Below are 14085 nucleotides of genomic sequence, written 5' to 3'. Positions count from 1 at the left end.
GCCGCGTTGGGTCAGACGGCCGCGGCGGCGGCCTTGGCGGCTTCCTTGGCGGCGAGCTCGGCGAGCTGCTGTTCCTCGGTCTTCATGATGCCGAAGTCCAGCAACATCTCTTCCAGTTCTTCCATGGTGATGGGGGTCGGGATGGTACCCTTGCCCGCATTGCCATGAACCTTGTTCGCCAGGGTACGATATTCTTGCGCCTGCTTGCTGTCGGGCGCGTATTCGATCACGGTCTGGCGGCGCAGCTCGGCGTGCTGGACGATGTTGTCGCGCGGCACGAAATGGATGAGCTGCGAATTCAGGCGCTTGGCCAGGGCATCGGCCAGGTCCCACTCGCGGTCGGTCTGGCGCTCGTTGCAGATGAGCCCGCCCAGGCGCACGCCGCCGGAATGGGCGTACTTGAGAATGCCCTTGGCGATATTGTTGGCCGCATAGAGGGCCATCATCTCACCGGACATGACGATGTAGATTTCCTGCGCCTTGTTCTCGCGAATGGGCATGGCGAAGCCGCCGCACACCACGTCGCCGAGCACGTCGTAGGACACATAGTCCACATCATCATAGGCGCCATTCTCTTCGAGGAAGTTGATCGAAGTAATGACGCCGCGTCCGGCGCAGCCGACGCCCGGCTCGGGACCGCCGGACTCGACGCACTTGATGCCCTTGTAGCCGATCTTGAGCACGTCCTCGAGCTCAAGATCTTCCACGGAGCCGGCCTCGGCCGCGAGGGACAGGACAGTGTCCTGGGCCTTCGCGTTCAAGATCAGGCGGGTGGAATCCGCCTTGGGATCGCAGCCGACGATCAGGATCTTCTGACCCATCTCGACGAGCGCGGCGAGAGTATTCTGGGAGGTGGTGGATTTACCAATGCCACCTTTCCCGTAGAAAGCAATTTGGCGCAGACCGGCCATGGTCAAACCCCACTTGGTTGTTTCGACATCTTGCGATGCCACCATTGGCGCGCGGCGCTCGCCGCCACCGCACTTCCTTCCGCAACCGCCGTGCCAAGCGCCGGAGGGCTCCGGGCCAGTTTTGAAAAGTGAATTGCAACAATGGCTTGCTTGCTTCCGTCGATCGAACGGCGGCGGCGTGGGGGCTGTCTCGAACACGACAAAACACGACAGCCATGTGCGTTTCCGAAAAGCCGTGTCGCCTTGTGCCTACCCCTCCAGGCGTGTCGGACGGCTTTGTCGGGTGAGCGACAGGGATGTCGGACAGGGCCCGGAAATGGCTGCTGAACTCGGCTTGGCGGGCCTTCTCCAGGCGCGGAACAACGCGGTTCTGGGCTTATGGCGCTGGTGCCGAACTTGCACCGGCTCAGCCGGCTTTACTTGAGAAGGACTTCACCATGACGCTCATCGATCAGACCGCCTTCGCCCGCCTTGAAAGCGAGGGGCGGCTTCTCAACCCGGTGCTGAAGGGGCCGACGCACAAGCCGGGGCGGTTCGGCTTCCGGGGGGAGCTGGCGCTCAAGTTCACCCCCACGGTGGCGGGCGAGAAGCGGCCGCCGGAGCTGGCGGTGGACCAGGTGCTCTCGGTGAGCCGGGAAGGGGAGGGGACCATCTCCTTCTTCGCGGCCTATCTCCTGTCCTTTGAATATGCGGGGATCCTCGCGGATGTCCTGGGCGAGACGCTCTCGCCGGAGGGGAAATATTTCCTCTTCTGCAACAACATTCCCTTGGACAAGAAGTTCAAGGTGGCGCTCGGCGGGGCGACCTTCCTTGTCGTGCCCATCGATGAGGCCACCGTCTATAACGAGCTGCTGGAGCTGCTGAAGATCGAGAAGAACGATCTGAAGAAGCTGGATACCGCTGGAAAGCAGGATTTCATCGCCGACAAGGCGGCCAAGTTCTCCGCCAAGTGGCCGGAGCTGACCATCGCAGAAGGGCTCGCCCTGATGGGGCCGGTGCGCGATCCCGGCGAGAACCGTCCGGTGTGAGGCGAGGAGGCCGGTCGGTCGCCTGCAATGGAGGCGGGGGCTTTCAGGCCCCGCCCTTCTTGTCGCAGGCGGCGAGGGCGGTGAGCACGGCCGAGATGCCCTCCAGGGGCAGCTTGGTCTGCTCGGGCCCGATCACCACGGTCAAGACCTTCGCGGTGCGCATGGCCTTGATCTGGCCCTCCTTCAGGAAGGTGCCCAGGCGCTCATCGTCCATGCGATAGAAGGTGGATTTGGTCGTCTTTCCGTCCACCTCGATGCGGCCCTTCACCTCGTCGCCGGGCGCGGCGGAGGGGACGAGCAAGGTCCAGCCCTCGCTGGACTTTTCCAGCGCGGCGGCAAGGTCCACGGCGGCGGGCGGGGTGGCGGCGCATCGCACATACTGGCCGTCGACGCTCACCGCATTCACGGTCCAGCCGCTCACCTCGGCAACCTTGGTCTCCACCAAAGCGGGGTCGGAGGCGGGCGTGGCCTGGGGGGAGGGAACGATGCCGGCGAACAAGCTCGCGGCCACGATGGAGGAGGCGAGGTGCGCCGACAGAAGCGACAAGATCATCCGTTCCCCCCTCTGGGGCCGCGGGGCGCGAATTCCCCCTCGCGCACCCGCCCGATTGCTTCCCTATAAGCACGTCCGCCCGGTCCTGGCGAGACGGTTGTGAGCCGGGGAAGGGCGCACGGCATCCGCCCCCGGACATGTCCCAAAAAAAGGCCGGCCCGTGGGACGGGCCGGCCTTCGCAAGCGTCCGGTGGAGGGCGCGGCGAGCGCCCGCCTCACACGCCGATGGGCCGGCGCAGGTCCAGCGTGGTGGGGAACTCGTCGGGCGCCGTCTCCGCCGGCACATGGGTCATGCCGGGCGTGTGGCCATGGGGCTGGAAGCGCGCCAGCCGGCGGGCCTCGGCCTCATAGGAATTGACCGGATAGGTCTCGTAGTTGCGCCCCGCCGGATGGGCGACGTGATAGACCACGCCGCCGCGCGAACGCCCGCTCCAGGTGTCGATGATGTCGAAGGTGAGCGGGGTATGCACGGGAATGGTGGGGTGCAGGCCGTTCGGCGGCTGCCAGGCCTTGTAGCGCACGCCCGCCACGAAGGTGCCGTTGCGCCCGGTGGGGGCGAGCGGCACGCGGCGGCCGTTGCAGGTGAGGATGTAGCGGGCCGGATTGAAGCCCTCCACCTTCACCTGGATGCGCTCCACGGAGGAATCCACGTAGCGCACCGTGCCGCCAATGGCCCCTTCCTCGCCCAGCACGTGCCAGGGTTCGAGCGCACTGCGCAACTCCAGGTCCACGCCCGCATAATGGACCTTGCCATAAGCGGGGAAGCGGAACTCGAATTGGGCGCGGAACCACTCGGGATCGAAGGCATAGCCCGCGTCCTTCATGTCGCTGAGGACATCGTTGAAGTCCTCCCACACATAATGGCCCAGCATGAAGCGGTCATTGAGCGTGGTGCCCCAGCGCACGCAGCCCCCGGTGATGGGCTGCTTCCAGAGCATCATGATGAGGGCGCGCAGGAGCAATTGCTGGGCAAGGCTCATGCGCCAGTCCGGCGGCATCTCGAAGCAGCGGAACTCCACCAGGCCGAGGCGCCCGGTGGGGCCATCGGGCGAATAGAGCTTGTCGATGGAGATTTCCGTGCGGTGGGTGTTGCCCGTCACGTCGATCAGGATGTTGCGCAGCAGGCGGTCCACCAGCCAGGGCGGCGGCGGCAGGTCCGTGCCCGGATAGGGGAATTTGGAGAGCGCGATCTCCAGCTCATAGAGGCTGTCGTGGCGCGCCTCGTCGATGCGCGGATGCTGCGAGGTCGGGCCGATGAAAAGGCCCGAGAAGAGATAGGACAGCGAGGGGTGGCGCTGCCAATAGAGGATCAGGCTTTTCAGCAGGTCCGGCCGGCGCAGGAAGGGACTGTCGGCCGGCGTCGCGCCGCCCACCACCACGTGGTTGCCGCCGCCCGTGCCCGAATGGCGCCCGTCCAGCATGAACTTCTCGGTGCCGAGGCGAGTCTGGTGGGCCTCGTCATAGAGAATGCGTGTGGTCTCCACGCAGCCCTTCCAATTGTCGGAGGGGTGCACGTTGACTTCCAGCACGCCCGGATCGGGGGCGATGCGGATCACCTCCAGGCGCGGGTCATAGGGCGGGGGATAGCCTTCCAGATGGATGGGAAGGTTGAGCTCCTCCGCCACCGCCTCGACGGCGGTCACCAGCTCCAGATAATCCTCCAGCGCCTCCACCGGCGGCATGAACACGCACAGATGTCCGTCGCGCGGTTCGATGGCGATGGCGGTGCGCACATAGAAGGGGCCGGCGGCCGGGGAATAGGAGAGATAGTCCTGCACGATGGCCCGCGCCCGCACGGCCGCCGGGATGGCCCCGGTGTCGCCGTCGCGGCGATAGGCCTGGGCAATCTCGTCCGGGTCCGGCAAATCGGGGCGCGGGTCCAGCGGATCGGCCGGGATGGTGTGGGGATAGAGGGTGGCCGGGATATAGGCCAGCGAATCCAGCGGCAGGCGGAAGCCGATGGGGCTGTCGCCGGGCACCAGGAACATGTGGCCGCGGCGGAAGCGCCAGGCCTCGCTCAGCCAGCCGCTGCCGGCGCGGGCGTTCAGGCGCTGCACCGGAATGGCATAGCCCTTGGCGGTGCCGAGCCCCTGGGCGAAGGCGTCCGCCATGGCCTTGCGGGCGATGGGGTCCTTGATGCGGGGATCGCCGGGTTCCAGATTTTCCGGCAGGTTCGCTTCCTTCAGGATGAAGTAGGCGATGTCCTCATAGGCCGGGATGACATTCTCGTCCTTCAGGCCGAGCCGCTCGGCCAGCGCGCTGGAGAATTTGTGCGCCTCGTTCGGACCCACCGGATAATGGGTGGTCTCGTAAGCGATCAGCTTCTCGTCGTGCCAGATGGGCTTGCCATCCTTGCGCCAGAACAGGCCGAAGGACCAGCGGGGCAGATCCTCGCCCGGATACCACTTGCCCTGGCCGTAATGCATGAGGCCGCCGGGGGCGAATTTCTCGCGCAGGCGGCGGATCAGCTCGTCCGCCTTGCCCCGCTTCATGGGACCCAGCGCCGCCGTGTTCCATTCGGCGCCCTCATAATCGTCGATGGAGACGAAGGTGGGCTCGCCGCCCATGGTCAGGCGCACGTCATGGGCTTTGAGGTCCGCATCCACCACCTCGCCCAGTGCGTTAAGCGCGGCCCAGCTCTCGTCCGAGAAGGGCAAGGTGACGCGGGGGGCTTCCGCGATGCGGTCCACCCGCATGTCGAAGCCGAATTCCACTTCCGCCGGCTCAACCAGGCCCGAAATGGGGGCGGCGGAGCGATAATGCGGGGTGGCGGCCAAAGGCAAGTGGCCCTCGCCGCACAGGAGGCCGGAGGTGGCGTCGAGGCCGATCCAGCCGGCGCCCGGCAGGTAGACTTCCGCCCAGGCGTGGAGGTCGGTGAAGTCCACCTCGGTGCCCGATGGGCCGTCCAGCGACTTCACGTCGGGGCGCAGCTGGATGAGATAGCCGGAGACAAAGCGGGCGGCGAGGCCGAGCCGGCGCAGCACCTGCACCAGCAGCCAGCCGGAATCGCGGCAGGAGCCCAGGCCCTTTTCCAGCGTCTCGTCGGGCGTCTGGACGCCCGGCTCCATGCGGATGACATAGCCCACCTGAGACTGGATCTTCTGGTTCAGCTCCACCAGGAAGTCCACCATGCGCTTCTTCTCGCGCGGGATGGCGGCCACATAGGCGTCGATCAGGGGACCGGCGTCCTCCAGCTCCAGATAGGGGGTCAATTCCTTCTTCAGCTCGGGCGCATAGTCGAACGGGAAATGCTCGGCATAGTCCTCGATGAAGAAGTCGAACGGGTTGATGACCGCCATGGAGGCGTGGAGGTCCACCTCCACCTTGAATTCCGTCGTCTTCTCCGGGAAGACGAGGCGGGCCTGCCAGTTGCCGAACGGGTCCTGCTGCCAGTTGATGAAGTGCTCGGCCGGGCTGATCTTCAGCGAATAGGCCGGCACCTCGGTGCGGCAATGGGGGGCGGGGCGCAGGCGGATGATCTGGGGCCCGAGCGCCACCGGCTTGTCATAGGTGTAGCTGGTAACGTGATGCAGGCTCGTCAGGATGGGCATGGTGTGTCACCGGCTGCGGTGGGCAAAGGGCAAGCCCAAGGTTAGACAAGGGGTTAGCGGCACGGAAGCGCGTCTTTGCGGCGCGTCGTGCCGAAAATAAGGGCAGGACGGAGGCCGTCCTGCCCTCATGTCTCACGCGGGATGCGCGGCGCCGTCCTTGGCGGGCTCCGGCCCGCCTTCGCCCGGCCGGGTGGGCTTCTTCTTCAGCACCTTCTCCTCGAACTTCTGGAGCACCGTGAAGAAGGAGGGCACGAACAGCACCGCCAGGCAGGTGGAGGCCAGCATGCCCGAGACCACGGCGATGCCGATGGACTTGCGGGAATTGGCGCCGGCGCCGGTGGCGAAGACCAGCGGCAGCACGCCCAGGATGAAGGCGAAGGAGGTCATGAGGATGGGGCGGAAGCGCAGCCGTGCCGCCTCCACCGCCGCATCCATGATCTCCATTCCCTCCAGGCGTTTGTCGCGGGCATATTCCACGATCAGGATCGCGTTCTTGGAGGCGAGCGCGATCAGCAGCACCAGGCCGATCTGGGTGTAGAGGTTGTTGGCGATGCCAAGTCCCACCAGCGCGGACACCGTGCCGAGGAGCGCCAGCGGCACCGCCAGGATGACCGAGAGCGGCTGGATCCAGCTTTCATACTGGCCCGCCAGCACCATGTAGACCAGCACGATGGCCATGGCGAAGACGTAGTACATCTGGTTGCCGACCTGCTTCTCCTGGTACGACATGGCCGTCCATTCGAAGCCCATGCCCGGGGGCAAGGTGGCCTTGGCGATCTGCTCCATCAGGTCCATCGCCTGGCCGGAGGAATAGCCCGGCGAGTTGACGCCCACGATGGTGGCGGTGGGATAGAGATTGTAGAGCGAGATCAGCGGCGCGCCCGGCATCACGCGGATGTCGATGAGGGTGCCCAGCGGCACCATCGTCCCGTTGCCCGCCTTGACCTTCAGGTTGTTCAGGTCCTCGGGGTGAATGCGGGCCTTGCTGTCGGCCTGGGCATAGACCTGGAAGACGTTGCCGAACTTGTTGATCTGGGTGACGTAGCTGGAGCCCACATAGGTGGAGACGGCCGAGAAGACCTGGTTCACGCCGATGCCCAGCGTCTCGGCCTTGATGCGGTTGACCTCCACCTGCAATTGGGGCGCGCCCACCCGGAACGAGGTGGACAGGTGGGAGAGGCCGGACTGCGACTCGCCTTTCTCGATGATGGCATCCGCCACCTTGGAGAGGAGCTGGTAGTCAAAATTGCCGTCGCGGATCTGCGGCTGCATGGTGAAGCCGGAGGCGTTGCCGATGCCCTGGATGGCCGGGGGCACCAGCACCAGCACCGAGGCCGACTGCACCTGCTCGAAGTCCTTGATGAAGCGCATATAGAGGGAGCGCAGGTCCTCGCCCTTGTTCTTCTCGCGCACGCTCCAGTCGGTGAAGGTGACATAGAGCACGCCGGCATTGGACAAGGTGGCGTTGTTGTCGAGGGCCGAGATGCCGGTGATGCCGAGCACCGTGGCCACGCCGGGCACCTTCTGGGCGATGGCGGAGACCTGGTTCACCACCTCCTGGGTGCGCTCCATGGAGGAGCCTTCCGGCAACTGCACCGCCAGCACCACATAGCCCTGGTCCTCGATGGGCAGGAACGAGGTGGGCACGCGGCTGATGCCGTAGATGGCGATGGCGATGAGGGTGAGCGCGAACACCACCATCAGCTTGGAATGGTGCACCATGCGGCTGATGAGGCCGGTATACCAGTGCTCGCACTTGTCATAGACCGCGTTGAAGCCGCGGAAGAAGAAATTGCGCTTCTCGGGCGGGGTGGGCTTGCGCAGCCACAGGGCGCACTGGGTGGGCTTCAAGGTGGCGGCATTGATGGCCGAGATGACCGCGGTGGCGGCGATGACCAGCGCGAACTGCTTGAACATCTCGCCCGACAGGCCGGGAATGAAGGACGCTGGCAGGAACACCGACATCAGCACCAGCGTGATGCCGATGACCGGGCCGAACAGCTCGTCCATGGCCTTTTCCGCCGCCGGGCGGCCGTCCATGCCCTCCTCGATGTGCCGCGCCACGCCCTCCACGATCACGATGGCGTCGTCCACCACGATGCCGATGGCCAGAATGAGGGCGAACAGCGTGGTCAAATTCACCGTGAAGCCCAGCGCCGCCATGGCGGCAAAGGCGCCGATGATGGTCACCGGCACGGTGGTGGCGGGCACCAAAGTGGCGCGCCAGTCCTGGAGGAAGAGGATGATCACCACCAGCACCAGGATGCCGGCCTCGTACAGGGTCTTGTAGACCTCGTCGATGGAGGCGGTGACGAACAAGGTGGTGTTGAAGGGGATCTCGTAGGCGACGCCCTCGGGGAAGGAGGTCTTCAATTCCTCCATCTTGGCTTCCACCGCCGCCGCCACGTCGAGCGCGTTGGCCTCGGGCAGCTGGAAGATGGCGATGCCGGTGGCGGGCTTGTTGTCCAGGGTGAAGGTCTTGGAATAGGACTGCGCGCCCAGTTCCACCCGGCCGATGTCGCGGATGCGGACGATGCGGCCGCCGTCCTGGTTGTCGACCTTGACGATGATGTTCTCATAGTCGGGCACGTCGTTGAGGCGGCCCTGGATGTTCACCGTATATTGGAAACTGGCCTGGCCGCCCGCCGGTGGCGCGCCCACCTGGCCGGCGGTGACCTCCTGGCTCTGGCCCTTCACCGCCTGGGTCACGTCCGAGGGGGTGACGCCCACCGCCTGCATCTTGTCCGGGTCGAGCCAGATGCGCATGGCATAATCGCCGACGCCGAAGATGAAGACGTTGCCGACGCCCGGCAGACGGGCGAGCTCGTTCTGCACATAGATGGCGGCATAGTTGGACAGGAACAGGCCGTCATAGCGGCCGTCCGGCGAGGTCAGCGACACGAATTCCAGGATCGACGTGCCCTTCTGGAGCACGGTCACGCCTTGGGTCTGCACCGATGTGGGCAGCGAGGCCATGGCGATGGAGACGCGGTTCTGCACCAGCACCTGCGCCATGTTCGGGTCGGTGCCGATGGCGAAGGTCACCACCAGCGTATAGGTGCCGTCCGAGGCCGCCCAGGACTGCATGTAGAGCATGCCCTGGACACCGTTCACCTGCTGCTCGATGGGCAAGGCGACGGTGTCGATGATGGTCTTGGCGCTGGCGCCCGGATAGGAGGTGGACACCGTGACCGTGGGCGGCACGATGTTGGGATATTGCGCCACCGGCAGGCGCAGCAGGCAGACCGCGCCGATGAGCACGAACAGAAGAGCGAGGACGTTGGCCAGAACCGGTCGCTCGATGAAAAAGCGCGAGATCATGTTCGCCGCCTTGGGTTCGAGGAGCCGACGTCAGTTCTTGGTGGCCGGCGCGGCGGCGCCGGGGGTGTTGTTCGCGGGGCTGATGGGCTTCTTCTGCTCCGGCGCGGTCATGGTGCCGGTCTCCGGCGTCACCGTCGCGCCGGGAATGGCGCGCTGCATGCCGTTGACCACCACCTTGTCGCCGGCGGTCAGGCCCTTGGTAATGGCGCGCAGGCCATTGTCCTGGAGCTGGCCGAGCTGGACCACCTGCTGCGACACCTTGTTGTCGGCACCCACCACCAGGACGTAGGAGCCGCTCTGGTTGGCCCCCACGGCGGTGTCTTCCACCACCACCATGTTCTCGGGCTGGCCGAGCGGCAGGCGGACGCGGGCGAACAGGCCGGGCAGCAGGGTGAAGTCCTTGTTGTCGAAGATGCCGCGCACGGTCAGCGTGCCGGTATTGGGGTCCACCTGGGGTGCCACATAGTCGAGCTTGCCCTTGTGGGGATAGCCCTGCTCCGTCTGGAGGCCGATCTCCACCGGGATGTTGGCGATGTTCTCCGCCACGTGGGCCAGGGTCTTGCCTTGGGCCGCGAGGCCTTCCTTGATGCGCAGGACCTGGGTCTCGGAGAGGGTGAACCACACATAAATCGGGTTGATTTCGACGATGGTGGCCAGCTTGGTGGGCCCACTATAGCCCACCAGCGCGCCCACATCCTGCAAGTGCGCCGTCACCACGCCATCGAACGGGGCGAGCACCTCGGTATAGCCGAGATTGATCTTGGCGGTGTCCACCTGGGCCTGGGCATTCTGCACGTTGGCCACCGCCTGGTCGCGCTTGGCGCGGGCCTGGTCGAGGGTGGCCTGGGAGGCGAAGTCCTGCTTGGCGAGCTGATTCTGCCGGTTGAACTCGGCCTCGGCCTGCACCTGGAGCGCCTGGTTGGCGGCGAGCGTCGCCTTGGCCGATTCCAGGCTGGCGATATATTGGTCCTGCTCGATGGTGAAGAGCACGGTGCCCTTCTTCACCAAGGCGCCATCCTTGTACTTGATGCCGGTCAGGAAGCCCTGGACGCGGGCATTCAGGTCCACCGTATTGATGGAGGCGGTGTTGCCGGTCAGTTCGAGATACCGGGTCACGGGCTGCGAGGGGGCCGCAGCGACAGTGACGGTGGGAGGAGGGGGCGCGACGTAGGTGTTTTTCTCTTCGCAGCCCGCAAGCGCGACCGAGACAAGCGCCGTTGCGGCCAAGATGAACCCCGGATGACCAGCGCGGAGTTCAGACTTGCGCGCACACGAACCGCGTACCAATACCATCATACCCAACCCCCGATCGAGCGATCGCGCGGATACTAAGCAGCGACCTCTGGCGTGTCCATGAAAGAGAATGGTCGCGCGCGGTTCGAGGGCCGGCGTGTTGCCTGCGCCACGGCTTGTGTTTCTGCCCTTTGCCGGAGGGCGGTGGGCGGCTCCGCCGGTTTGACGCTTGCGGCAAAGCCGGGGCGGCGTGGGCCACCTCTCATTGACAAGCCTCCCCCCCGTTCATAAGTGTCCCCGCGGTATGGTGGCGACCCTTGCACCATGCCGTCCGCCCGCGTGCGCCCCTTCCGTTCGGGAAGTCGGGCGCGGCAGTGTTTGGGGCTCATGGATGCCGCTTTTGTGGTGTCCAAGCTCCGGGCGCGACGAGGGACGCGACGTGGCACGCGACGTGGCACGCGACTTGGGACCAGATTTCCGGAGGGCCGGGCCGCCCGTCTGCCCCCTCCGCGCTCCGAGACGGAACGGATAGAGATTTAACGATGTTCGGTGGACTTGCCCGCAAGATTTTCGGCTCCGCGAACGACCGCAGGGTCAAGGGCTTGCGCCCCAAACTCCAGGCCATCAATGCCCTGGAGCCGCAGATGGCGGCGCTGAGCGACGACGAGTTGCGCGGGCGCACGGCCGAGTTCCGCGCCCAGCTGGCCGCTGGCAAGACCCTCGACGACCTGCTGGTGCCGGCCTTCGCCACCGCCCGCGAGGCGGCCAAGCGCGTGCTGGGCATGCGCCCCTTCGACGTCCAGATGCTCGGCGGCATGGTGCTCCACGAGGGCGGCATCGCCGAGATGAAGACCGGCGAAGGCAAGACGCTGGTCGCCACCGCCCCGGTCTATCTGAACGCGCTCGCCGGCAAGGGCGTGCATGTGGTGACGGTGAACGACTATCTGGCCCGCCGCGACGCGGAATGGATGGCCCGCATCTACCGCTTTCTCGGCCTGACCACCGGCATCATCGTCCACGGCCTCGACGACGAGCAGCGCCGCGCCGCCTATCACAGCGACGTCACCTATGCCACCAACAACGAGCTGGGCTTCGACTATCTGCGCGACAATATGAAGTATGACCGCTCGCAGATGGTGCAGCGGCCACACTTCTTCGCCATCGTCGACGAGGTGGACTCCATCCTGGTGGACGAGGCGCGCACGCCCCTCATCATTTCCGGGCCGCTGGACGACCGCTCCGACTTCTACAACACCATCGACAAGTACATCCCCCGCCTCACCAAGGAAGACTACGAGGTGGATGAGAAGCAGCGGTCCGTCGCCATGACCGAGGCCGGCATGGAGAAGATGGAGCAGATGCTCTCCGAGGCCGGGCTGCTGAAATCCGCCTCGCTCTATGACATCGAGAATGTCTCGGTGGTGCACCATGTGAACCAGGCGCTGCGCGCCCACACGCTGTTCCAGCGCGACAAGGATTATATCGTCCGCAACAACGAAGTGGTCATCATCGACGAGTTCACCGGCCGCATGATGCCCGGCCGGCGCTATTCGGAAGGCCTGCACCAGGCGCTTGAGGCCAAGGAGCGCGTTCAGGTGCAGCCGGAGAACCAGACGCTGGCCTCCATCACCTTCCAGAACTATTTCCGCCTCTATGAGAAGCTCGCGGGCATGACCGGCACCGCCTCCACGGAGGCGGCCGAGTTCGCGGACATCTATCGTCTCGACGTGGTGGAGATCCCCACCAACGTGCCGGTCTCCCGCATCGACGACGATGACGAGGTCTACCGCACCGCCGCCGAGAAGTATGACGCCATCATCAAGGTGATCGGCGAGGCCCATGAGAAGGGCCAGCCGGTGCTGGTGGGCACCACCTCCATCGAGAAGTCGGAGCTTTTGGCTTCGCTCCTGGTGAAGGCCGGCTTCATCCAGAAGGACTTTTCCGATCCCGACGCCTTCAGTGGCCATACGCCCGGCAAGGTGTTCGCGGTGCTGAATGCCCGCTATCACGAGCAGGAAGCCTATATCGTCGCCCAGGCCGGCGTGCCCGGCGCCATTACCATTGCCACCAACATGGCTGGCCGCGGCACCGACATCCAGCTCGGCGGCAATGCGGACATGCGCATCTCCCACGAGCTGACCGACGTGCCGCCGGACGCGCCCGAGCGCGCGGCCCGCGAGCAGGCCATTCGCGACGAGGTCCAGGCGCTGAAGAAGAAGGCGCTGGAGGCCGGCGGCCTGATGGTGCTGGGCACCGAGCGCCACGAGAGCCGGCGCATCGACAACCAGCTGCGCGGCCGCTCGGGGCGCCAGGGCGACCCCGGCCATTCCAAGTTCTTCCTCTCCCTCGACGACGACCTGATGCGCATCTTCGGGTCCGACCGGCTCGACGGCATGCTCCAGCGCCTCGGCCTGAAGGAGGGCGAGGCCATCATCCATCCCTGGATCAACAAGGCGCTGGAAAAGGCGCAGCAGAAGGTGGAGGCGCGGAACTACGACATCCGCAAGAACCTCCTGAAATATGACGACGTGCTCAACGACCAGCGCAAGGTGGTGTTCGAGCAGCGCCTCGACCTCATGACCGACGACAATGTCGCCGAGACCGTGGAGGAGATGCGCCACACCGTCATCGCCGACCTCGTCGCCAAGTACATCCCCGCCAATTCCTATCCCGAGCAATGGGACGTGAAGGGCCTCGACTTCGCCGTGCGCGACGTGCTGACGCTCGACCTGCCCATCGAGGACTGGGCCAAGGAAGAGGGCATCGGCGCCACCGAGGTGGTGGAACGCATCACCCGCCGTGCTGACGAATGGATGGCCGGCAAGGCCGCCAAATATGGCCCTGACCTCATGCGCTATGTGGAGAAGTCCATCCTTCTCCAGACGCTGGACCATCTGTGGCGCGAGCACATCGCCATGCTCGACCATCTGCGCCAGGTGGTGGGCCTGCGCGGCTATGCCCAGCGCGATCCGCTGAACGAATACAAGTCGGAAGCCTTCAACCTGTTCTCGGCCATGCTGGGCCGGCTCCGGGAGATCGTCACCTCGCAGCTCATGCGGGTGGAGATCGTCACCTCCCCGCCGCCCCAGGAGGAACTGCCTCCCATGGAGGCGCACCACATGGACCCGGTCACGGGCGAGGACGAGATGGCGGTTGCCGCCGCCGCGCTCGGGTCCCGCCCGGTCCCGGCGCTGGCCGGCGACGTGGCGGTGGCCGATCGCGACCCCAACGACCCCTCCAGCTGGGGCAAGGTGGGCCGCAACGAGAACTGCCCCTGCGGCTCTGGGAAGAAGTACAAGCACTGCCACGGCCGCTTCGCCTGAAGGCGGGCGGCGCCTGCGGGCGCTTGAGTTGAAGTGAAGAAGGGCGCTCCCGCTGGGGGCGCCCTTTTTGTTTGTGCCGGGCAGGTGAGGCCCTGCGCGCACGGCGGGTAAAACTTTCAGGTCGGGCGGGTTAACCCGATTGACAGGTTGGGTTGCACCTTGTTC

The 14085-nt window shown here is 65.6% G+C and carries 7 protein-coding genes; 2 read left to right on the top strand and 5 right to left on the bottom strand.

All coding sequences use genetic code 11. From position 1 onward, the window contains the following. Positions 1–11: 11 nt before the first annotated feature. Positions 12–911, bottom strand: coding sequence for a nitrogenase iron protein (gene nifH / locus J5J86_RS03790; protein WP_209105224.1), 900 nt, complete (start codon positions 909–911; stop codon positions 12–14). Between the two features lie 437 nt (positions 912–1348). Here nifH and J5J86_RS03785 point away from each other — a divergent pair, with 437 nt between their 5' ends. Continuing rightward, positions 1349–1939 (top strand): hypothetical protein, encoded by a 591-nt coding sequence (locus J5J86_RS03785; RefSeq protein ID WP_209103566.1) that lies wholly within the window; start codon positions 1349–1351, stop codon positions 1937–1939. 43 nt (positions 1940–1982) lie between these two features. On the opposite strand, the gene J5J86_RS03780 is transcribed toward J5J86_RS03785, so the two are convergent. The 4 genes from J5J86_RS03780 to J5J86_RS03765 form a co-directional block, all read right to left on the bottom strand. Further along, entirely contained in the window at positions 1983–2492 is a 510-nt protein-coding gene (locus J5J86_RS03780) for a hypothetical protein (RefSeq protein WP_209103565.1), read from the bottom strand. 215 nt (positions 2493–2707) lie between these two features. Continuing rightward, a complete protein-coding gene (locus J5J86_RS03775; RefSeq protein ID WP_209103564.1) occupies positions 2708–6043 on the bottom strand; it encodes a transglutaminase family protein in 3336 nt (1111 codons plus the stop codon). A 132-nt stretch (positions 6044–6175) separates the two neighbouring features. Then, positions 6176–9364, bottom strand: coding sequence for an efflux RND transporter permease subunit (locus J5J86_RS03770; RefSeq protein WP_209103563.1), 3189 nt, complete (start codon positions 9362–9364; stop codon positions 6176–6178). A 30-nt stretch (positions 9365–9394) separates the two neighbouring features. Continuing rightward, the gene (locus tag J5J86_RS03765; protein WP_209105223.1) at positions 9395–10657 is read right to left on the bottom strand and encodes an efflux RND transporter periplasmic adaptor subunit; all 1263 of its coding nucleotides are present in this window, start codon (positions 10655–10657) and stop codon (positions 9395–9397) included. Positions 10658–11139: 482 nt separating this feature from the next. Here J5J86_RS03765 and secA point away from each other — a divergent pair, with 482 nt between their 5' ends. Further along, the gene (secA, locus tag J5J86_RS03760) at positions 11140–13920 is read left to right on the top strand and encodes a preprotein translocase subunit SecA (RefSeq protein WP_209103562.1); all 2781 of its coding nucleotides are present in this window, start codon (positions 11140–11142) and stop codon (positions 13918–13920) included. Positions 13921–14085 lie beyond the last annotated feature (165 nt).

The organism is Aquabacter sp. L1I39 (assembly GCF_017742835.1).
Classification (GTDB): Bacteria; Pseudomonadota; Alphaproteobacteria; order Rhizobiales; family Xanthobacteraceae; genus L1I39.
This window is presented reverse-complemented; position numbering and strand designations above follow the sequence as displayed.